The following is a 21,276-nucleotide window of genomic DNA, read 5'->3' on the forward strand; positions in this document are numbered from 1 at the left end:
CAGGTAATTATTTTTTCTGCATTTTACTGATTTCTTTCAGATAGCTGTGATAATCGGAATAAGGTTCATGAATCCTGCTATTGGGCTTAAGATAAAGAATACCATTTCTATTGTCCAGTATCATATTGAAATGATTTAAAACCTGATTGCCAAATAAGCTGGTTCTTCCCTTAGGTTTATTGGGATCAGCTGCGTTGGTAACGATGTCTTTAAAATGAACTCCGGAAATCGTTGCATCAAGACGTACTATTTTTTTATCATTAATGGTTGTTAGGGGAACCAATTTTTCCCAATAATCCTTTTTTGAAGTGAAATCTTCTCCAAGGACCATCGTTCCGTCTCTTCCGGTATCAAAAAGAAACCAGAAGTCGTATTTTTTATTATTATGACTCAATTTTGCATTAAACTTGGGTCTGTCCTGCTCATAAAAAACAGACTGTTTGTTGAAACCTTTAGTAGAAGGAAGTTGAGAGTGAACGATAAATTGTTTTTTATCATAATCTATTTCAATGATTTTATCTTTGAAAAGGCTGTTTCCAATGATAATATCTTCGTTATCCTGCATATTCCTGACCTCGGTTAAAGAAATTCCTTTCCACTGTAAGGCAGCTAATTTCAACTCATTATCAAGGCTCGTTCTTTCTTGGTTAACTCCGCTTGTATTGCTTACAAGAGTCTGAGAAGTAAAAGAGAGTCCTAAACGTTCTACAGATTTTGTATTTACAACACTCGTTCCCGCTCCCAAATCCAATTGAACTGTAACTGATTTTCCATTAATAAACCCATCAAAATAGATCCTTGAACCTATAAGTTTAAACGGAATAATTTGTGGAAAAGAATTCTTAGAAATTAAACGGGCAGGATTGGGCGGTTGTGCAGATGAAATTCTTACGTGGCAACTGTCTTTTTTGTTAATAACAACTATAAAATCATAGTTTTTTCCAGGCTGTGTATGAAACGTTAAGCTTCCTTTATCTGTTTTGAAATGAACAACACTTTTCTTTAGCGGAATATTAATAAAATAAGTGTCCGGTTTTAATGCCGAATCCAGTTTCCAGTCGATTTCGACATATTTTCCATCTTTGATACGGGCTTGTTCGTTAGAAGCTTCAATTACTGGAAGCTGTGATTGAGATTTTATAATTGAAGAAAATCCTGAAAAAATAAGAATAATAAGGGCTGTAACGGTATGTCTAAATAAAACTAAAAAAGAATACAATGACTTCATAATTGTTGGCGCTAAATTTATGCAGCAAAGGAAATAGTAATTACCCAAAATAGAGGAAAATTTACTCCGCCAAAGTACCGCCAATCAGCCGTCAGATATTATAAAATGCTGATATTAGGATAAATCCGTGGATTTTTGTCTTTATTGAGAGCTACAGCATTTCTGAGAATGATAATGATGTTGACCAGTATCCAGACGATAGGAATCAGAAATTTAAACTGAGTTTGGATTCCCAGCCAATCAGTCAAAATAAGGATGACAATGAATAATAAAACGGCGATGATTGTCCATAAAATCTGAATGGAAATAATTTTTCGGGTAAGCTCATTATTTTGTTTCTTGAAGAATAAAATAAAGACCGGGATTAAAATATTTAATGGGGGAATAAATGTAAAAAGTAATGATGAGAGATTGATTATTTTCGCCCATTGATGCTGGTTATTATCATCTTCTTCAATACGCTTGTTCTCAAGCAATTCAACTTCATTAATTTCTAAAGCATTACATAAGGCTTTAAGGGTATAACCTTTGGGAACAGTTCCGGATTCTATTCTCTGGATAGTTCTTACAGAAACTCCTGTTTTTTCCGAAAGCTCTTGTTGTGTAAGGTTCAATTGTTCTCTTATTGCCAGTAATTTGTTCATGCTGTTTTTTGTAAAATTATAGATTTTATCCTTACAAAAGAATTTTTATGAGAAGGATAAATTGTAGAAAATATAATTTTTCTGTCCGTATAATTTCTACCTTTGTTTCTTAATTTTATTGTTTTGAGCAAGATATTAATCATCGATGATGAAGAAAAGATCAGAACGCTTCTTTCAAGAATTATTGAACTGGAAGGTTTTGAAATATTTCAGGCTTCTGATCTGAAGAACGGAAAAAAAAGACTGGAAAACTCAGATATTGATGTCGTCATCAGTGATGTAAAACTTCCCGACGGAAGCGGAGTCGATTTTTCCAAAAATATCAAAGAAAATTATCCCTGGATTGAAGTCATCCTTCTTACCGCATTCGGAAATATTCCGGATGGAGTTCAGGCCATAAAGAACGGAGCATTTGATTATATTACCAAAGGCGACGATAATAATAAAATCATTCCTTTGGTGTATAAAGCGACAGATAAAGTGAGCCTGAACAGACGGCTTTTGCAGCTTGAAAAACAATTGGGAGATAAACAGTCTTTTGATAATATTATTGGAAAGTCTAAAACAATAGAAGCAGCCATTACTTCAGCCAAAAAAGTTGCTGTAACGGATGCTACGGTTCTTTTAACCGGAGAAACAGGAACAGGGAAAGAGGTTTTTGCGCAGGCCATTCATAATGAAAGTCCCAGAAATAAACAGAACTTTATAGCGGTTAATTGTTCCGCTTTTAGTAAAGAATTACTCGAAAACGAATTGTTTGGGCACAAGGCGGGAGCTTTTACAGGAGCAGTTAAAGATGCTAAAGGAATTTTTGAAGAAGCCAACAACGGAACTGTTTTTTTGGATGAAATCGGAGAAATGCCATTAGATCTACAAGCCAAATTACTTCGCGTTTTAGAGTCGGGAGAATTTTTAAAAGTAGGTGAAAGCAAGCCTACGAAAGTGAATGTAAGGATAATCGCTGCTACCAATAGAGATTTACAAAAAGAAATAGACAACGGGAACTTTAGAGAAGACCTGTATTACCGGATCAATATTTTCAATATTATTCTTCCATCTTTAAGAGAAAGAATTTCCGATATTGAAGAATTGGCCCATTTTTTCTTAAAAAAATATGCACAGAAAGTAGGAAAAAAGATAAACTCTATTTCGGGAGATTATCTCAATATATTGAAAAAGAATTTCTGGAAGGGGAATATCCGTGAACTTAGAAATATTATTGAAAGAAGTGTTATTCTGGAAGATAGTGAAGAATTATCGGTAAGCAGCCTGCCTTTCGATATGCAGCAGATTTCTACAGCCCAATCTTCATCAGATAAAACATTGTCTGCCTTTTCTATGGCGAGTGCAGAAAAGCTTCATATTCAGAAAATCCTGAATTATACCCAAGGAAACAAAGCTGAAGCAGCGCGCTTACTGGAGATCGGTATTGCTACTCTTTATCGGAAAATAGATGAATACAAAATATCATAAACGATTATCATATTGATAACGAGCCTATCATTTTGATAGGCTTTTTTGTTGCTTTAATTTATAGATAAATTGGTAATTATTTGTATTTTAGTGTTTTATATATATATTCTAAAAAAAGGAATATAAGTTGGCATATATGATTCAAATAATTCTACAAAATGAATCATACAGAAGCAATTCAGGAGATCCTTAAAGTAATTCCTGAATCAGAAGAAGAATTTAAAGACACTTTCAGAACCAAAAACTCTTTTATGGTGATTAATGTCTTCACTAAACAAATCCGGAGACTGATCCGGAAAAAAGATCAAAAGGTTTTGGTCATCTGTCTTAACCAAATGAACGAGATGTATAAAAAAGGCGATCAGGCATTAAAAAATGCAATAGAATCGGTTTTTATCTACTCTTTAGACAGTCTTACGTTTACCTGCGATAAGGCATACAAAAATCTGGTTTTTGAAAAAATCCCTTTGCCTTTAAAAAACGCGTATCTGCATCAGATTTACAAATCAGGAATTTAAATTCGTAACAACATGAAAGTAAGAAAACACGGAAGCTGGAAAGAATGGAAATCTTCCAACGACAGACACAATCTTGAAATTTTAGTCATCAATGTAGTGGTTATTCTGGGAGTATTTGTAGTGGCCGCTATTATTCAGTGAATATAAAAAATATAGAAATGATCACCATTTTAATAATAACAGGAGCAGCGCTTTTTGCTTTGTTTTTTCTAACGGTAAAATACTTTGAGAAAATATGACAACATTATTCATTATAGCAATCAGCGTATTCATTTATATGTGCTATGTGCTGGTAAAACCAGAGAAATTTTAACCAAAATGGAAATTGAAAAAATAATTTATTATCAATTTTCAGATTTTAATTAAGAACTATGAACTCAGAAATTTTAGGAATATTATTGATGTTCTTTTTGGCAGTAGGTCTTGCCATACCTTTAGGAAGATACATCGGAAAAATATACAGCAATGAAAAAACTTGGCTGGACAAAATCTTCAATCCGATAGATAAAGTTTTTTATAAAGGTGCCGGAGTTAATTCTGACATAGAAATGACCTGGAAGCAACATTTGTTTGCTTTATTAACGATCAACCTCATTTGGTTTTTAATAGCCATGTTTGTATTAACCAATATGGGATGGCTTCCGCTTAATCCGGATCATAATCCGTCTATGAGCGGAGACTTGGCATTTAATACGGCCGTAAGTTTTGTAACCAATACCAATCTTCAGCATTATTCGGGAGAAACAGGAATGTCTTATTTAGGTCAGCTTGTTCTCATGTTATGGCAATTTATCAGTGCAGGATGCGGAATGGCAGTTGCAGCAGTCGTTTTCATCGCTATGAGAGAGAGAACGACAGAAAAGCTGGGAAACTTTTACTTCTTTTTTGTAAGAAGCTGTACTCGGATTTTATTACCGATTGCAATTGTTGTTGCAACTTTATTAGCGTTTAACGGAACTCCTATGACATTTGAAGGTAAAGATACCCTTACCAATCTGCAGGGAGATAAAATACAAGTAAGTCGCGGTCCGGTTGCTGCATTTACGGCAATAAAACATTTGGGAACCAATGGAGGTGGTTTTTTTGGACCAAACTCAGCACATCCTTTTGAAAATCCAAACTATTTTACCAACATCGTAGAAATGGTAACCCAAATGCTGATTCCTTTGGCGATGGTTTTTGCCATGGGATATGTTGTGAGAAGAAGAAAACTGGCTTGGACGGTTTTTGGAGTAATGACCATAGGATTTTTACTTCTTACCATTCCGACAATCGTTTCAGAAGTTAACGGGAATCCTGCCATTACTCATATGGGCATTTCTCAGCCGATGGGAAATATGGAGGGTAAAGAAGTACGTTTCGGTTCTGTTGCTTCAGCGTATTGGAGTATTGCTACAACCGTAATTTCTACAGGAAGTGTCAACTCTATGCATGACAGTTTTATGCCTTTAAGCGGAATGAATCAATTGCTGGGAATGATGGTAAATTGTTTCTATGGAGGTGTAGGTGTAGGTTTTTTAAACTTCTATATTTTCATCATCCTTGCTGTTTTTATCAGTGGATTGATGGTAGGAAGAACTCCTGAATTTTTAGGAAAGAAAATAGAAGCCAGAGAAATGAAAATAGCTATGATTATTGCTCTTCTTCATCCTCTTCTGATTCTTTCCGGGACAGCTATTGCGAGTTTTTTGTATTCTCAGAATCCCGAAGCATTTGCAAGTTGGCTGAATAACCCGGGATATCACGGTTTCAGTGAAATGCTGTATGAATTTACCTCATCAAGTGCCAACAACGGAAGCGGTTTTGAAGGATTGGGAGATAACACTCCTTTCTGGAATATCGCCTGTGGAATAGTCATGTTAATGGCAAGATATTTACCCATTATAGGCCCGGTTGCAATTGCAGGAAGCTTGGCTGCTAAAAAATACATTCCTGAAAGTGCAGGAACATTAAAAACAGATACTTTAACATTCGGGCTTATGGTATTTGCAGTTATTGCCATTGTTGCAGCACTGTCATTCTTCCCGGCATTGGCTTTGGGACCTATCGCAGAGTATTTTTCTATGTATTAATTATAAAAAAATGAAAGGAAATAATAACAATTTGTTTCAGGCAGAATTAGTCAATGAAGCATTGAAACAATCATTTATAAAACTTCACCCGGCAAAAATGTTCCGTAATCCGGTCATGTTTATGGTGTATATCGGAACTTTGGTAATGGCTGGAGTTTGTGTATGGATTGCAACAGGAGAAACTTCTCAGGGAGGTCTTGTTTACAATATCATAGTAACCGCTATATTATTGATCACTCTTCTTTTTGCCAACTTTGCCGAAGCTATTGCCGAAGCAAGAGGAAAAGCTCAGGCTGATTCTTTAAGAAAAACAAGAGAAGAAACTCCCGCAAAGATGGTATCATCCAACGGAGAAATCATAATAGTACCTTCCAATCAGTTGCGAAAGGACGATGTATTTGTTTGCGAAACAGGCGATATCATTCCTTCTGACGGAGAAATTATAGAAGGCTTAGCTACGATCGATGAAAGTGCAATAACAGGGGAAAGTGCTCCGGTAATCCGGGAAGCAGGAGGAGATAAGAGTAGTGTAACAGGAGGTACAAAAGTACTTTCAGATCATATTAAAGTAAAAGTTACCACAGAACCAGGAGAAAGCTTTCTAGATAAAATGATTGCCCTGGTTGAAGGAGCATCAAGACAGAAAACACCGAATGAAATTGCCCTGACTATCCTTTTGGCCGGATTTACATTAGTCTTTGTAATTGTCACAGTGACTTTAAAGCCATTTGGTGATTATGCCAATACGCCGATTACCATCGCAGCATTTATCTCATTATTCGTTTGTCTGATTCCCACTACGATTGGAGGATTATTGTCAGCAATCGGGATTGCAGGCATGGACAGGGCTCTAAGGGCAAATGTGATTACCAAAAGTGGTAAAGCAGTAGAAACCGCGGGAGACATTGATGTTTTACTATTAGATAAAACCGGAACCATTACTATTGGAAACAGAAAGGCTACTAATTTTTATCCGGCTGATGGAATTGAGGAAAAGACTTTAATAAAAGCAGCTGTTCTAAGCTCTATGGCAGATGAAACTCCGGAAGGAAAATCAATTGTAGAATTAGCAGGAATAAACCCATCAATTTATGATGTGAAAGATCCTCAGTTCATAGGTTTTACAGCGGAAACAAGAAGTTCTGGAATCAACTATGAGAATACACGAATCAGAAAAGGGGCAACAGATGCCATAAAAAAAATTGTTACCCATTCAGGCAATACATTTCCGACAGAAGTTGAAGAAAGAGTCAGAGAGATTTCGCAAAACGGAGGAACCCCGCTTGTGGTTTCAGAAAATGAGAAAGCTTTGGGAGTGATAGAATTACAGGACATCATTAAACCGGGTATTAAAGAACGTTTTGACCGTTTGCGAAAAATGGGAATCAAAACGGTGATGGTAACCGGAGATAATCCTCTGACGGCAAAATTCATTGCTGAAAAAGCAGGAGTAGATGACTTCATTGCAGAAGCCAAACCTGAAGATAAAATGAATTATATCAAAAAGGAACAGACTGAAGGAAGATTGGTAGCCATGATGGGAGACGGAACCAATGATGCTCCTGCTCTTGCTCAGGCGGATGTAGGTGTTGCGATGAACAGTGGAACACAGGCGGCAAAAGAAGCAGGAAATATGGTGGATCTTGATAATGACCCAACAAAACTTATCGAAGTTGTGGAAATTGGAAAGCAGTTATTAATGACCCGGGGAACGTTAACGACTTTCAGTATTGCCAATGATGTGGCAAAATATTTCGCCATTGTTCCCGCTTTATTTATTGCTTCCATTCCGGCATTACAAGGACTGAATATTATGAACCTTCATTCTCCGGAGTCAGCCATTCTTTCTGCTGTAATATTCAATGCCATCGTAATTCCCATGCTGATTCCTTTAGCTTTAAAAGGAGTTGCCTATAAGCCGATCGGTGCAAGTGCACTGCTAAGAAGAAACCTTTTTATATATGGTTTAGGCGGAGTTATTATTCCGTTTATCGGGATCAAAATTATTGATCTTATTGTAGCATTATTTATTTAAAATAAAAAGTAAAAAGTAAAAAGTAAAAAGTAAAAAGTAAAAATAGCTTGTTAAACTTCTGTCTTTTTACTTCTAACCACTAACATTCATCATCATGAAACAAAATATATTACCAGCCATTAGATTAACACTTTTATGCGCCGTGTTTTTTTCAGGAATCTATACCCTTTTTATTTTTGGAATCGCTCAGGTTGCACCCAATAACGGAAAAGGAGAAATTATAGAATTTAATGGCAAAAAGTATTATGCCAACATAGGTCAGAAATTTGATAAGGATGAATATTTCTGGTCCCGTCCTTCGGCTGTAGATTACAATGCTGCAGGAGCAGGAGCAAGCAATAAAGGTCCTTTAAATCCTGAATATCTTAAAACCGTTCAGGAAAGAATAGACCATTTTATGAAACATAATCCTGAAGTTCAGAAATCAGAAATTCCATCAGATATGGTAACTGCCAGTGGAGGAGGATTGGATCCGAATATCTCTGTACAGGCAGCAAAAATTCAGGTAAAAAGGATTTCTAAAATCAGAAATATAGATGAAAATAAAATTCAGGAATTGATAGTTTCCCACACAGAAAAACCACTCTTTGGACTGTTCGGGACTGAGAAAATCAATGTTTTAAAACTCAATATTGCATTAGACGGGTTGAAATAACTAAAAAAAGAAATTTAAAAAATGAAAAAAACAATTAGCTTGGTAAGTACTCTATTATGCCTTGCAACTAATCAATGGGCATTTTCTCAGAAAATCTCTGATTCTGCGTCTGTTGGAAATTTAAAAAAAGACTCTGTTATCACCCAATCAAAAATACCGTTTGATGGCTATGATCTTTCCTGGATCAACGGGCAGAACAGGCAGACTGATTTTCCGCTTACCTTAAAGGATAAAAATGGAGAAACTATTCTGACAGGAGTTGCCTATGTTGATTCATACTTTAATTATGACTTTAACCGTCCAAAAGATAATACCCATAACGCTTCTGCAGCAATAGGGCGTTCCAATGAATTTACGATCAATATGGCAAGTGTAGGCATGGAAACAAATTATAAGAATGTGATCGGCCGTCTTTGGCTTCAGTTTGGACAGATGGGATCCATTGTACAGGATCTTGACGGAACTGTTAATCATGGGAAAAATACCTCAGCAAGTAATTTGAAATACATTCGTGAAGCTGCCGGAGGATACCATTTTGATGTTATGCACGGTTTAAATGTTGAAGCAGGGATTTTTATGAGCTACATCGGTCTTGAAAGTTATGTGCTTAATGAAAACTGGAATTATCAGCGAAGTTTGGTGTGTGATTTTACGCCGTTCTATTTTCAGGGGGCGAGAATTCAGGCGTACCCTTCGAAAAAATTTAAAACAGAAGTGTGGGTAATGAACGGCTGGCAAACCTATAATTCATGGAATACGGGATTGTCAATTGGAAACTCAAACTACTACCGTCCTAATGAAAACCTGCAATTGGTTGCCAATTTTTACTTAAATGGAAAAGATACCCGCAATAACCCAGGAGTAAGAAGATTTCATCATGATAACAGTGTTGTGGCAAGGTACTTAAACAGAAAAGACAGTAAAGGAATTTCCCAGGCTGCTTTCAGCTTAAACACCCACTATGGATTCCAGTCCGGAGCAGGGGTTAAAGCTAAAGACAATTATATGATAGGAACTTCTCTTGCCAACAGAATATGGTTTAATCATAATAAATTTGCTTTGACTTTAAGAGGAGATGTCATAAGAAATCCGGGAGCTTATTTGGCTTTTGCTCCTTCTCCGGTTGCTAATAACGACTTTAATGATGCTCTTGCAGCGGGTAAAAACCTGAAAATGTTTCAGGGAACCGCAACTTTTGACTATATGCCCAATCAGTTTTGTACGTTCAGATTAGAATATGGCTACAGAAGCAGCAATATTCCTTATTTTGCAGGAAGAGAAGGAACTACAAGTCCGGACGGATGGGCAGATACGGCGGTTGAAAACTGGAGACCGGATCTCAGAAAGAGAGACAGCAGACTTACTTTAGCGGTTATTTTCAGGCTGTAATAAAAACATACTTTTTAAATTAAAATCAACTTAAAAATGAAGAAAAAAATACTGTGTATGTTTTTAATACCGGGATTTCCAATTTTAGATTTTGCACAGGAAAGTAAATCATTAAAAATTACAGGATATGCTGAATTGTATTATCAGTATGAATTCAATAATCCCCTCAATAATTCACGTCCTGCTTTTATTTACAGTCATAATCGAAACAATGAAGTCAACTTGAATTTGGGTTTTGTAAAAGCAAACTATGAAACTGAAAAACTAAGAGCGAATGTAGCTTTGGGAGCAGGAACTTATATGAATTCCAATTATGCGGCAGAATCAGGGGTTTTAAAAAATATTTATGAAGCGAATGTTGGTGTAAAAATTTCAAAACATAAAAATCTTTGGATTGATGCGGGAATTATGCCATCGCACATTGGTTTTGAAAGTGCAGTCAGTAAAGATTGTTTTACACTGACAAGAAGTATGCAGGCAGAGAACTCTCCGTATTTTGAAAGCGGTGCTAAGATTTCTTACGCCAGCGATAACGGGAAATGGTTCGTAAGCGGATTAGTGCTTAATGGCTGGCAAAGAATTCAACGGATAGACGGAAATTCTACCGTAGCTTTTGGTCATCAGCTGACCTATAAGCCGAATGAAAAGATTACCCTGAACAGCAGTTCCTTTATTGGGAACGACAAACCGGACAGCATAAAACAGATGAGGTATTTTCATAACCTGTACGGAAGTTTCCAATTGAGTAAAAAATTTGCTTTGATTACGGGATTCGATATAGGAGCAGAACAAAAAGCTAAAGGAAGCGATCAGTACAATATCTGGTATTCTCCTGTTATTATTGCGAAATATTCTCCAACGGAAAATTTAAGCTTTGCTGCGAGAGGAGAGTACTATAGTGATGAAAAAGGAGTCACTATTGCGACCGGAACGGAAAATGGTTTTAAAACTTTCGGATATTCTCTGAATGCCGATTATTGGATTCTTCCCAATCTGGTTTGGAGAACGGAAATTAAAAATCTTAATAGTAAAGATGAGATTTTTATCAACCGAGATCATATGCTCAAAAAAAATACGCTTACAGCAGTCTCCTCACTTGCCGTAAGTTTTTAATTACTCAAATCCCTTACTGAAATTTTGGTAAGGGATTGCTAACTTTGATTTAGATAATCTGTTATGGATGATAAAAAATCTGCTCAGGATTTCCTAAGCTTAATTAAAAGATCAAGAAAGGGAAAATTCAAAATCTACATTGGAATGAGTGCTGGTGTAGGAAAAACATACCGTATGCTGCAGGAAGCTCATGGACTGTTGGAAAACGGAATTGATGTAAAAATCGGCTATATTGAGACGCACAACCGTAAAGAAACGCATGCTTTATTGGATGGCTTACCAATTATTCCGAGAAGAAAGCTTTTCTATAAAGGAAAAGAGCTGGAAGAGCTGGATGTTCAGGCTGTACTGAATCTCCGTCCTGAAGTAGTGATTATTGACGAATTGGCCCACACCAATATCGAAGGAAGTAAAAATGAAAAAAGATGGCAGGATGTTATGGAAATCCTGGATTCCGGGATCAATGTAATTTCAGCAGTTAATATTCAGCATATTGAAAGTTTAAATGAAGAAGTAAAAGACATTACTGATATAGAAGTAAAAGAAAGAATCCCGGATTCTATTCTTTCTATGGCAGATGAGGTTGTGAATATTGATTTAACAGCCGAAGAGTTGATTAATAGATTAAAAGCTGGAAAAATTTATGATCAGACAAAAATCAATGCAGCACTGAATAATTTTTTTAAAGCTGAAAGTATTTTACAGCTTCGGGAATTGGCTTTAAAAGAAGTGGCATCACAAGTTACCAGAAAAGTAGAGTCGGAGGTAACCATTCATAAAACCATTAAAAAAGAAAGGTTTTTAGCGTGTATAAGTTCCAATGAAAAAACAGCTAAAAATGTGATCAGAAAAACGGCTAGATTAGCGAATTATTACAACAGCCAGTGGTATCTTCTGTATGTTCAGATTCCCCGTGAAAGTTCTGATAAAATCGCTCTGGATAAGCAGCGTCATCTGATTAATAATTTTAAATTAGCAACAGAATTAGGAGCTGAGATCATAAAAGTTGAAAACACCAATGTTGCCCATGCTATTATGGAGCAATGTGAAGAGCGGAAAATTACAACGGTATGTATCGGAAAACCACATTTAAACTTATGGAAAATCATTTTGGCAACAGATACTTTCAATTCATTGTTGAATAAACTGTCGCAGGAGAATATAGATTTGGTTATATTATCATGAAAATCAAAACAAAACTTAATATTGGTGTAGGCCTTTTGTTTATTATGATTATCGTACTCTCTGTTTTAAGCGGATGGTATATCAATCAATTGAAACGAGATACCAATAACATCTTAGTCGCCAATTACAATACCCTGGAGTATTCCAGAAATATGTTGTTGGCATTAGAAGAAATAAATTCCGATCCATTGGCTTTCGGAGTGTTTGAAAAGTATCTGGATAAACAGAAGAAAAACGTTACGGAGTCCGGAGAAAGAGAGGCAACTGAGGAAGTGGTCACTCATTTTTCAGCCCTGAAAAAAGATACTCTGAACGCTTCATTAAAATCCTCCATAAGAAAAGATATTGCCGAGTTGATGCAGCTTAATATGGCTGCTATTCAGCACAAAAGCAGCATAGCCGATGAAACAGCCAAAAATGCGATTACAGTTATTTCCATTGTAGGAATGATGTGTTTCTTGATAGCATTTATTTTAATGGTAAATCTTCCATCGAATATTGCCGATCCGGTTAGAATTTTAACCCAGAGTATTAAGCAGATTGCCAATCAGAATTATAAAGAAAGGGTTCATTTTAAAAGCAACAGCGAATTTGGTGAGTTGGCAAGATCTTTCAATACCATGGCTGAGAAACTTCATGAATACTCGGAAAGTAAGCTGGAGAAAATTTTAAAAGGGAAAAAACGTATCGAAACCCTTATTGATAATATGCAGGATCCGGTGATTGGAATTGATGAAAATAAAACGGTACTCTTTGTAAATGATGAAGCTTTAAATATTACGGGTCTTAAAAAAGAAAATTTTGTCGGAAAGCTCATTCAGGATGTTGCAGTTACCAATGATCTGGTGAGAAGTATCATCAAAGATATCATTCATCCGGACGGAAAAACAGAAACTGAAGCGATGAAAATCTATGCAGATGGAAAAGAAAGTTATTTTGAAAAAAATATTATTGATATCAATATTGTACCTACAGGAGAAGAAAACAGCCAGTTTATAGGGCAGGTAATTATGTTGCATAATATTACACCGTTTAAGGAACTGGATCTTGCCAAGACCAATTTCATCGGAACAGTTTCTCATGAATTTAAAACACCAATCTCATCGATAAAAATGGGATTACAGCTGCTTGAAAATGATAAAATAGGTAAATTGAATGAAGATCAGAAAAACCTGGTCAATGGAATTAAAGATGATGCGAATAGACTATTGAAGATTACCGGGGAACTATTGGATATCACCCAATTGGAAAGCGGGTCGATCAAACTCAATATAAAACCTTCCGAAGTATCCCAAATCGTTGAATATGCAACAGATGCCAATAAGGCTGCTGCAGAACAGAAACAGATCAAAATTAAGGTAAATATTTCTCCTGAAATTAAAACGGTTTTGGCAGACAGTGAAAAAACAGCCTGGGTTCTTAATAACTTGCTTTCCAATGCTGTGCGTTATTCTTATGAAAACTCTGATGTTGTTATAGAAGTAAAAAAGAGAGAAGATAGAGTTATTTTTTCTGTGACGGATACAGGTCAGGGAATTGAGCCCCAATATGTTTCAAAAGTATTTGACCGTTATTTCAGAATTCCGGGGACGAAAAAAGAAGGAACAGGACTGGGATTGAGTATCAGTAAAGAATTTATCGAATCTCAGGGTGGAGAAATTTTTGTAAAAAGTGAATATGGAGTAGGAAGTACATTTGCTTTTATTTTAAAAGACCATTAAAAAGCTTACTAAAAGTAAGCTTTCTATAGATAAATTTAATCTGAATATTCTTTCAATAATTGCCTGTAGCTCATTAAAATTTTAGACTTAGATATAAATCCGACGAATTTATTGGTGTCGTCTACTAGAGGTAAATTCCAAACTCCGGTATCATCAAAGATCTGAAGAATTTCCAGGGGACGGTCTTCCTGATGAATGAGAGCAGGAGGAGTTTTCATAATTTCAGTTATTGTTACAGGGATTTTTTCAGCATTGAATAAATAAGGTCTGATATCATCCAATGTCAGAATCCCACGCAGTGTTTTTTGTTCATCAACGATGGCGAAAATATTTTTATCCCCGTTTTTCACCAGTTCAAACAGATCATCAATCGGAGCATTTTCCGGAATCGTCTGAGAATATTGGTCTATAAATTCTTCTGTTTTTAAAGAAAATAAAATGTTTTTATCATGCTCGTTGGTGAAAATTTTTCCCTGATCAGCCATTGATTTTAGCTCCGGGGAAATAGGAGAGAACCATTTAGCAATAAGATAAGACAAAATGGAAACAATCATAAGTGGAATGAATAGATCATACCCAAAGCTGGATTCTGCAATCAAAAAAATTGCAGTTAACGGAGCATACATGACTCCGCTCATGGCTCCTGCCATTCCTACTAAAACGAGATTGGTGATTGGAACTTCGGTAAAACCTATTTGCTGACAAATGATAGCGAATAAATAGCCGACCGTTCCTCCCGCAAAAAGAGAAGGTGCAAAATTTCCTCCGTTTCCTCCGCTGAATATGGTAAAAGAAGTGGCAAAAGCTTTTAACAAAAGAACAAGGACCAGGAAAATAATAATGGTAAAATCTTTAATTTCAAAATATCTGAAAAGACTGTTTTCAATAATTTTGTGAGTATCTCCATTGGTAAAAGCCTTTACAGTGTCGTAACCTTCTCCAAATAAAGGCGGAAAAAGTACACATAATAAGGAAAGAACAGCCCCTCCGAACATGGCTTTTCTGAGGCGTGACATCTGTAATCCTTTGATAAAATGCTCAACCTTTTGCGAAATAACAACAAAATACCTTGCATATAATCCTGTAATCACTCCTAAAACAAGATAATAAGGTACATTGCGATAGTTGAAAGCTTCTCGTGCATAAAATCTGAAAAGAACATCTTCCTGAAGCAAAACCCTGGATAATAAACTCCCGCAAACGGCAGCAACCACCAAAGGAATAAAGTCTGTGAACACAACTCCTGTCAGCAATATTTCAAAAGCAAACATAATCCCCGCGATAGGCGCATTGAATGCAGATGCGATCCCTGCAGTGGCTCCGGCTGCTAATAAAAGGGTACGTTCCTTATAAGTAAGCCGGTAAGTTTGTGCGTAATTGGAGCCTATTGCTGCTCCTGTTACGGCAATGGGACTTTCCAGACCGGCAGATCCTCCAAGTCCTACGGTTATTGCACTCTGAATAATTTGAGAATACATCTTAACCGATGAAACAATACTGGAATTCTGTGCAATTTCATATAATATGGCTCCGATTCCCTTTCTGTCCTGTCCTTTGAATAAAGTAAGAACAATACTTGTGGTCAGAACAATTCCCAGAAACGGAAAAACAATATAAAATAAAATCTGGTATTCAAAATGAACTTTAGTGGTAATAAAATGATGAATACTGTGAACCAAAGTTTTTAATAAAACCCCTGCTAAACCGGCCGTGCTTCCGACAAGAATTCCTGACAAAACAAGAAACTGGTTTCTGCTGAGCCTGTTATTTAACCAATGAAGAATGAGTTCGTAGCTGCGTGCTTTTTCAAGTCCAAACTTTTGAAAGTCTCTTTTAAACTTTAAAAAGCTCAGTAATCTTCTTTTATTATGAATTTTCACCTGCTTAAATTTGGGGATATGCAATCAATAGAAATGTAAATGTAAGAAATTATATTTTTAATGATTGGATGCTAAGATTTGAAATCTAAAATCTCCAAAACCAAAAGATTTCGGAGTATAAAAAACTACGATTAGAAAAATTAGTTAAGTGTATAGTTTAAAATAACCAATCTCAAAATGAAGTGAACATAATTTTCTTCAGCTTCTTTTCTGTTAATCAGCTTGTTTTTATATTCATAGGATGACAAAACCTGTACTGCCCTTTGATACAATTCAAAATCCTCTCCTTTTATTTTGATTCTACCATTACCATCTTTGGTTTGGATAAGATTATTGTCTAAAGTTCTGACTTTGAATAAGACATGATTGAGTTTTGAACGAGAACGCATTGAACCGGTATGTCTTTCAACAATATTCACTTTGAACGAATCAAATACGATGTTGTTAAAAACGATATTAGAACCGGGGTCCTGCGTATTCAGTTCAAGTGTATAATTCATAAATTTTACTTTTTGCAAATTTACATAGAAGCAGAAGATTTTCAAAATAAAATGAGTAAATCTATTGAGTATTTTTTTAAGTCAAATTTTAATTCCAATGAAATTTTTTAATAATGAGAATATTGAACTTCTAGAATTGACATATAAAATAGGGCTTTTTTAATGTAAAAACTCAGTACGATCGATACGCTCACAATACTCAATTCCCAGATACAAAGTGTTTCCATGCTTTTCAGACCAGAATCCGTCCAGCTGATCTTTGCTGATACAACGGTAAACAGCTACGCCTTTATAAATCTTTTGATCTTCACCTTCATAATTGAAATTGATGACCAAGATTTGATCTTTATAAAATCCGGTGCCGTTTTGTAGTTGATCTCCAATTATCCATTGGGCAATAATTCTGTTGTTTTCATCCAGAGATAAAGTTAATATACCATGATAAGAAATAGAGTTGTCTTCTTCCTGATTGCTGCCCTGAACAGAATAACTGCCTACAAGATCTTCTACTGTCATTGATTAAATTTTAATTCCCAAAGTTAGAAAATCTTATCCTGATGTTTTAAAAATGATTCTTTATTTATTAGTAGTGAATGAGAGGGTAATTAATTTATTTGTGAGAAAATTGGGAAAAAGGCTCTCTATATTAACCTTTATTTAACGTTTAAAGATGTAACGAATATTCCCGTATTGGTGTCTTATAATTGGAAAACATAACTTTTAATGAAAAATATTATAGCGCCAATCGCTTTATTAATGGGTACTTTAGTTTTTGCTCAAGCTCAAAAAGACACCGTAGAATCAAAAGTAAAAGAAATAGAAGCCGTCACTTTTGTGGCGAAAAAACCGACTGTAGAATCTAAAGCTGACCGTACTGTTTTTAACGTTGCCAATAGTTCAATTCTTGCAGGTAACACAACCTGGGATGTCTTGCGTATGACTCCTTTGGTAAGTATTGATAATAATGATGCAATAAAAGCGGAGGGAGAAACGGTGACTGTGTATATCAATGACAGAAAAACAGTCTTTACAGGTAAGGAACTTAAAGAATATTTGAAAACAATTCCTGCCGATAATCTGATGAAAATAGAAGTGATTACCAGTCCGTCTTCACGGTATGAAGCGACAGGATCAGTAATCAATATCGTTTTAAAGAAAAGAGATGATGAGGGACTGAAAGGAAGCGTTACTTTCAATAACAGACAGAATACTAAAAATTCTCAGTATTCCAATCTCAATCTGAATTATCACAAGAAAAATTTTACCCAGACACTTATCGGAAGTTATAGTGACAATACCAATGTACAGAGTAACTCCAGTCTTTATACGATTTATAAAGATAATTCAACCACTCAGATTAATTCTAAAACAATTGGAAGGTATAAAAGTCCTTCTATTTCTTCAACTTCGGAATTTGAATTAAATAACAAAAATACAGTAGGAGTTATTTTGGAATATTATCAAAGTAACTCAGGTTCTTCTTCTGATGCGGATGGATTAATGAATATCAATGGGGAATTTGATAATTCATATAAACAAAATCAGAGTTCAAATGGTCTTAATCGTAATTTAGGTACCAATCTTTTTTATAAATGGTACGATAAAGAAAAGAATAAAATTTTAGATGTAAACTTTGGAGCTAATTATTATGGACAGTCGGATGACAGTTATTTCATTAAAGATATGCTTTCCGTCAAAGAGGGAGCATCAACAAAGGATATAGGTGTACTTACTGATACCGAAAACAGAAATTATTACATTAAAGTTGACTATACCCAGCCATTAGGGAAATCAGGAGGGAATTTCGAGGTTGGTGGTAAAATGAATTTCAATAATAATGTAATTCCCAATAATTTGTACGGGAATAACCTGGCTGGTCTAAGCAAAAATGATATTTTCCATTATGAAGATAATATTAGTTCAATCTATGCCAACTACAGTAAAACATTCTTCAAAAAATTGGAAACCAGGGTTGGACTTCGCTACGAATATATTGATTATAAAATCAGTCAGGATGTTGCCGGAGGTTCAAGAAAAGATTCTTATGGTAAATTGCTACCCAATATTTTGCTGAAATATTCTTTCTCAGACAAATATGATCTGAGTTTAACCTATAATAAAAATATATGGAGACCTTGGTATGCAGAATTCAATCCGTTTTTGATTCCTAATGATGACGGTTTCTACAGCCGTGGAAATATTGGTCTGGAGCCCAATCCGAGTGACAGAGTTTATATGAAACTGGGAATTTTAAAGAAATACTTTATCTCAGCAAGATATATGTTTACCGATCAGGATTATTGGACAGATTATGTACAGGATTATATTACAGTTTCTCCTGGAAAAACACAGCAAATAACCGTTACCCAGCCTTCTAATTTTGCAGGAAAGGTTCATAAATATTATCTATATGCAAATACCAACCAGACTTTCTTTAAAAATAAATTTACAGTAAATCTTGGGTTAGGATGGTATTATATTGATAACAGTGATTTTAACCAGAAAAATCAATTAACAGGCGCTAGTAATTATATTAGCTATCTGAGCGCTTCTACTAATCTTTCCTACACCAACCTTTTTAATAAAAATATTAACCTGAGTGCTTGGGTTGAAGTTTCCAACCAGAATAACGGAAATTCTACCACCAACAAACCAAATGTTTTCCATAATATTTCTGCAACGAAAATATTCCCGAAAACGCAAATGGAAGTCAGTCTTCAGCTTATGAATATCTTCCAGAGGCCCAATTATGATGCTACAACATATACGCAGGGAGGAACATTCAGAAATGCCTCGAAATGGGATTGGTATGGAGCTTCCATATCATTTGTAAAACGATTTGGAAATCAAAAAGTAAAAGAAAATACCAAAACCGATGTTGAGAAAAACGGAGGTGGAGGAAAATAGTTTCGTGTTTTCTAAACGAAGCGGATCATGATATTTCATGATCCGTTTCTATTTATATTAAAATTATATTGTATTATTTCGAAGATCTGGATGTGAAAAGCATATAAGCCAAACCTAATCCCATTCCTGCAAAAACAGCCATAGTGGTTTTTCTTGAAAGTACAGGAAGCATGGTTTCACCATAAATTCGATGGGGCTCAGATGACGGAGTCAGAACATTTCCTGAATCATTGGGGGCCTTTTTTACTTTCATTAATAGTCTCATCGCTCCAGAAGCGGTATTCATAATTGTTTTAGGAAATAATCCATATACATTTTTAAGAAATATAGAAGTAAAATCAGGGAAAAACTCCTTTTTAGGCTGCTTTGCAAGTTGAACAATGCTTGCGGCAGTATCTCTCGGGTCTGCTGCAAATGGGGGGATTTTAAAATCCAATCCGGAGTACTTGGCAGAATGCATATTGCCGGTTGATCTTTGAATTTGCGGATAAAGATTACAAATATGAATATGCGGGAAATCAGAGAGTTCTCCGTGCAGGCATTCCATCATTCCGCGGATTCCGAATTTTGCAGAAGAATAAGCGGCACTATATGGAGCGGGCATAAAACCGCCGATCGAGATATTATTGATAAGAATACCTTCCTGCTGTTTCTTGAAAATAGGTAAAACACTATAGGCACCATGCATATAACCGAACAGATTCGTCTTTATCACCTGCTCGTTCAGCTCTATAGGAATTTCTTCAAACTTTCCACTCGCCATTACTCCTGCATTGTTGACCCAAATATCAATTCTTCCGTTAAATTGTAAAGCTTTATTGGTGAGATTTCGGACATCTTCAGCTATGGAAACATCTGTAGATACGGCCATTGCTGCTACTTCAAGATCCCTGCACAGGCTTACGGTTTCGTCCAGGCCTTCTTTTCCTCTTGCGGCAACTACGATATTGCAGCCTTCTAAAGCAAAAGCTTCTGCAATCGCCCGTCCTATACCACTACTTCCTCCGGTAATGACGACGGTTTTCCCTTTTAAAGTTTTCTGTAATAGATCTACTGATTTCATTTTATGATTGGTTTTTTGGTTTGATACTAGTAATCAACCTATTATTATGCCAAGAAGTATTTAAACATTATTCATCCTAAAACAAAGTAACAAGCTCTGATAAAAAGATTTTATTATTTTTTCTTAAATAATCTTAATTATTCCTAAAAAAATGAATGTCTAAAGTTTTTGGCACAGAATTTTAATAAGGATATATAACTCATGTTTAATTTGAGTTTTCATGGTTATTAGTTTTTATCCTCAGAATTTCTGAGGATTTTTTTGTTTATCCCGGAAAACAGGAAAGATAAAATGAAATAGCCTATTTCTTTTTTATCCCGATCATTCGTAAGGCTGTTCGGGTTAAATAGATCTCATCAAACGAAGTAAGTGATTCCACATCCTGAAAAGATGAGAAACTAAGATCATTTTTATTAAAGGACAATTCGATGGAAGTATTATAGGTTGCAACTATTCTCACGCGGGAATAGCCGTTATAATCTACTTTAAAATCTTTAAACAGGCATTGTTGCTCTGCAGCCTGGTATATTCTGTATTCTTCAAATAAGGTAATATCATTTGTTTCTCCCTTGCTGTTGTGTTCAAGAGTTTTCCAAGAAGTGTAGTTTTTAGGTTCCTTTAAAACATTTCCTTGCTGGTCCACAGGAACAAACATTCCTAGGCGTAAAGGCTTTTTTAAGAAATTAGCATAGTTCTTCATCAGTTTTAATGTTTGAAGATCTGCATATCCTTCATGGGAATAATATTCTAAGACGAACGTAGTCATCGGGATCAGCTTATGAGACGCATCATGCTGCATAGTTACAAGGTCATTTAAAAAAAATTAAAATTAATATTTTTATTCATTTTATCAAGTCTCATTGGTAAATAATAGTGTATTTATTTTAATTTGT

18 protein-coding genes are annotated in these 21,276 nt (G+C 35.4%); 11 read left to right on the top strand and 7 right to left on the bottom strand.

Features of this window, described 5'->3' with window-relative positions:
- Window positions 1-7 precede the first annotated feature (7 nt).
- A complete protein-coding gene (locus P0Y62_02980) occupies window positions 8-1,228 on the bottom strand; it encodes a retropepsin-like aspartic protease (protein ID WEK70520.1) in 1,221 nt (406 codons plus the stop codon).
- 98 nt (window positions 1,229-1,326) lie between these two features.
- The gene (locus tag P0Y62_02985) at window positions 1,327-1,872 is read right to left on the bottom strand and encodes a helix-turn-helix domain-containing protein (protein ID WEK70521.1); all 546 of its coding nucleotides are present in this window, start codon (window positions 1,870-1,872) and stop codon (window positions 1,327-1,329) included.
- Between the two features lie 123 nt (window positions 1,873-1,995).
- On the opposite strand from P0Y62_02985, the gene P0Y62_02990 reads away from it, so the two are divergent.
- The 10 genes from P0Y62_02990 to P0Y62_03035 all read left to right on the top strand — a co-directional run bounded on the left by P0Y62_02990 (window position 1,996) and on the right by P0Y62_03035 (window position 14,033).
- Window positions 1,996-3,345, top strand: a complete 1,350-nt coding sequence (locus tag P0Y62_02990; protein ID WEK70522.1) for a sigma-54 dependent transcriptional regulator — start codon at window positions 1,996-1,998, stop codon at window positions 3,343-3,345.
- Window positions 3,346-3,503: 158 nt separating this feature from the next.
- A complete protein-coding gene (locus P0Y62_02995; GenBank protein ID WEK70523.1) occupies window positions 3,504-3,863 on the top strand; it encodes a hypothetical protein in 360 nt (119 codons plus the stop codon).
- A 12-nt stretch (window positions 3,864-3,875) separates the two neighbouring features.
- Window positions 3,876-4,004 (top strand): hypothetical protein, encoded by a 129-nt coding sequence (locus P0Y62_03000; GenBank protein WEK70524.1) that lies wholly within the window; start codon window positions 3,876-3,878, stop codon window positions 4,002-4,004.
- Window positions 4,005-4,234: 230 nt separating this feature from the next.
- A complete protein-coding gene (kdpA, locus tag P0Y62_03005; GenBank protein WEK70525.1) occupies window positions 4,235-5,935 on the top strand; it encodes a potassium-transporting ATPase subunit KdpA in 1,701 nt (566 codons plus the stop codon).
- 10 nt (window positions 5,936-5,945) lie between these two features.
- Window positions 5,946-7,970, top strand: a complete 2,025-nt coding sequence (gene kdpB / locus P0Y62_03010) for a potassium-transporting ATPase subunit KdpB (protein WEK70526.1) — start codon at window positions 5,946-5,948, stop codon at window positions 7,968-7,970.
- Between the two features lie 94 nt (window positions 7,971-8,064).
- Complete coding sequence (locus P0Y62_03015; protein ID WEK70527.1) at window positions 8,065-8,625, top strand: K(+)-transporting ATPase subunit C; 561 nt, start codon at window positions 8,065-8,067, stop codon at window positions 8,623-8,625.
- A 21-nt stretch (window positions 8,626-8,646) separates the two neighbouring features.
- A complete protein-coding gene (locus P0Y62_03020) occupies window positions 8,647-10,014 on the top strand; it encodes an outer membrane beta-barrel protein (protein WEK70528.1) in 1,368 nt (455 codons plus the stop codon).
- A 36-nt stretch (window positions 10,015-10,050) separates the two neighbouring features.
- Window positions 10,051-11,127 carry a porin gene (locus tag P0Y62_03025; protein WEK70529.1) on the top strand — a complete coding sequence of 359 codons (1,077 nt, stop codon included), beginning with the start codon at window positions 10,051-10,053 and terminating at the stop codon, window positions 11,125-11,127.
- A gap of 63 nt (window positions 11,128-11,190) precedes the next feature.
- On the top strand, window positions 11,191-12,312 hold the full coding sequence (locus P0Y62_03030; protein WEK70530.1) for a sensor protein KdpD: 1,122 nt from the start codon (window positions 11,191-11,193) through the stop codon (window positions 12,310-12,312).
- Window positions 12,309-14,033 carry an ATP-binding protein gene (locus P0Y62_03035; protein ID WEK70531.1) on the top strand — a complete coding sequence of 575 codons (1,725 nt, stop codon included), beginning with the start codon at window positions 12,309-12,311 and terminating at the stop codon, window positions 14,031-14,033. The genes P0Y62_03030 and P0Y62_03035 overlap by 4 nt, the downstream gene beginning before the upstream one ends.
- A 35-nt stretch (window positions 14,034-14,068) precedes the next feature.
- Here the strand turns inward: P0Y62_03035 and P0Y62_03040 are convergent, their stop codons facing one another.
- From P0Y62_03040 to P0Y62_03050, 3 genes are all read right to left on the bottom strand, one after another.
- Window positions 14,069-15,913 (bottom strand): chloride channel protein, encoded by a 1,845-nt coding sequence (locus P0Y62_03040; protein WEK70532.1) that lies wholly within the window; start codon window positions 15,911-15,913, stop codon window positions 14,069-14,071.
- Between the two features lie 140 nt (window positions 15,914-16,053).
- On the bottom strand, window positions 16,054-16,413 hold the full coding sequence (locus tag P0Y62_03045) for a prevent-host-death protein (protein WEK70533.1): 360 nt from the start codon (window positions 16,411-16,413) through the stop codon (window positions 16,054-16,056).
- 159 nt (window positions 16,414-16,572) lie between these two features.
- Window positions 16,573-16,929 carry a hypothetical protein gene (locus tag P0Y62_03050; GenBank protein ID WEK70534.1) on the bottom strand — a complete coding sequence of 119 codons (357 nt, stop codon included), beginning with the start codon at window positions 16,927-16,929 and terminating at the stop codon, window positions 16,573-16,575.
- Between the two features lie 207 nt (window positions 16,930-17,136).
- Here P0Y62_03050 and P0Y62_03055 point away from each other — a divergent pair, with 207 nt between their 5' ends.
- The gene (locus P0Y62_03055) at window positions 17,137-19,320 is read left to right on the top strand and encodes an outer membrane beta-barrel family protein (protein WEK70535.1); all 2,184 of its coding nucleotides are present in this window, start codon (window positions 17,137-17,139) and stop codon (window positions 19,318-19,320) included.
- A 73-nt stretch (window positions 19,321-19,393) separates the two neighbouring features.
- Here P0Y62_03055 and P0Y62_03060 read toward each other — a convergent pair whose 3' ends face one another.
- Both P0Y62_03060 and P0Y62_03065 read right to left on the bottom strand, forming a co-directional pair.
- Window positions 19,394-20,383 (bottom strand): SDR family oxidoreductase, encoded by a 990-nt coding sequence (locus P0Y62_03060; GenBank protein ID WEK70536.1) that lies wholly within the window; start codon window positions 20,381-20,383, stop codon window positions 19,394-19,396.
- 301 nt (window positions 20,384-20,684) lie between these two features.
- On the bottom strand, window positions 20,685-21,182 hold the full coding sequence (locus P0Y62_03065; GenBank protein ID WEK70537.1) for a hypothetical protein: 498 nt from the start codon (window positions 21,180-21,182) through the stop codon (window positions 20,685-20,687).
- Between the last annotated feature and the right edge of the window lie 94 nt (window positions 21,183-21,276).

This window comes from Candidatus Chryseobacterium colombiense (assembly GCA_029203185.1).
Classification (GTDB): Bacteria; Bacteroidota; Bacteroidia; order Flavobacteriales; family Weeksellaceae; genus Chryseobacterium; species Chryseobacterium colombiense.

Excerpts from the sequence above, each read along its gene's own strand:
- P0Y62_03045 (WEK70533.1), bottom strand. The coding sequence starts at position 16,413 with ATGAATTATACACTTGAACTGAATACGCAGGACCCCGGTTCTAATATC.
- P0Y62_02995 (WEK70523.1), top strand. The coding sequence starts at position 3,504 with ATGAATCATACAGAAGCAATTCAGGAGATCCTTAAAGTAATTCCTGAA.
- P0Y62_02980 (WEK70520.1), bottom strand. The coding sequence starts at position 1,228 with ATGAAGTCATTGTATTCTTTTTTAGTTTTATTTAGACATACCGTTACA.
- P0Y62_03065 (WEK70537.1), bottom strand. The coding sequence starts at position 21,182 with ATGCAGCATGATGCGTCTCATAAGCTGATCCCGATGACTACGTTCGTC.
- P0Y62_03025 (WEK70529.1), top strand. The coding sequence starts at position 10,051 with ATGAAGAAAAAAATACTGTGTATGTTTTTAATACCGGGATTTCCAATT.
- P0Y62_03020 (WEK70528.1), top strand. The coding sequence starts at position 8,647 with ATGAAAAAAACAATTAGCTTGGTAAGTACTCTATTATGCCTTGCAACT.
- P0Y62_03055 (WEK70535.1), top strand. The coding sequence starts at position 17,137 with ATGAAAAATATTATAGCGCCAATCGCTTTATTAATGGGTACTTTAGTT.
- P0Y62_03060 (WEK70536.1), bottom strand. The coding sequence starts at position 20,383 with ATGAAATCAGTAGATCTATTACAGAAAACTTTAAAAGGGAAAACCGTC.
- kdpA (WEK70525.1), top strand. The coding sequence starts at position 4,235 with ATGAACTCAGAAATTTTAGGAATATTATTGATGTTCTTTTTGGCAGTA.
- P0Y62_03035 (WEK70531.1), top strand. The coding sequence starts at position 12,309 with ATGAAAATCAAAACAAAACTTAATATTGGTGTAGGCCTTTTGTTTATT.
- P0Y62_03050 (WEK70534.1), bottom strand. The coding sequence starts at position 16,929 with ATGACAGTAGAAGATCTTGTAGGCAGTTATTCTGTTCAGGGCAGCAAT.
- P0Y62_03000 (WEK70524.1), top strand. The coding sequence starts at position 3,876 with ATGAAAGTAAGAAAACACGGAAGCTGGAAAGAATGGAAATCTTCCAAC.
- P0Y62_03015 (WEK70527.1), top strand. The coding sequence starts at position 8,065 with ATGAAACAAAATATATTACCAGCCATTAGATTAACACTTTTATGCGCC.
- P0Y62_02985 (WEK70521.1), bottom strand. The coding sequence starts at position 1,872 with ATGAACAAATTACTGGCAATAAGAGAACAATTGAACCTTACACAACAA.
- kdpB (WEK70526.1), top strand. The coding sequence starts at position 5,946 with ATGAAAGGAAATAATAACAATTTGTTTCAGGCAGAATTAGTCAATGAA.
- P0Y62_03030 (WEK70530.1), top strand. The coding sequence starts at position 11,191 with ATGGATGATAAAAAATCTGCTCAGGATTTCCTAAGCTTAATTAAAAGA.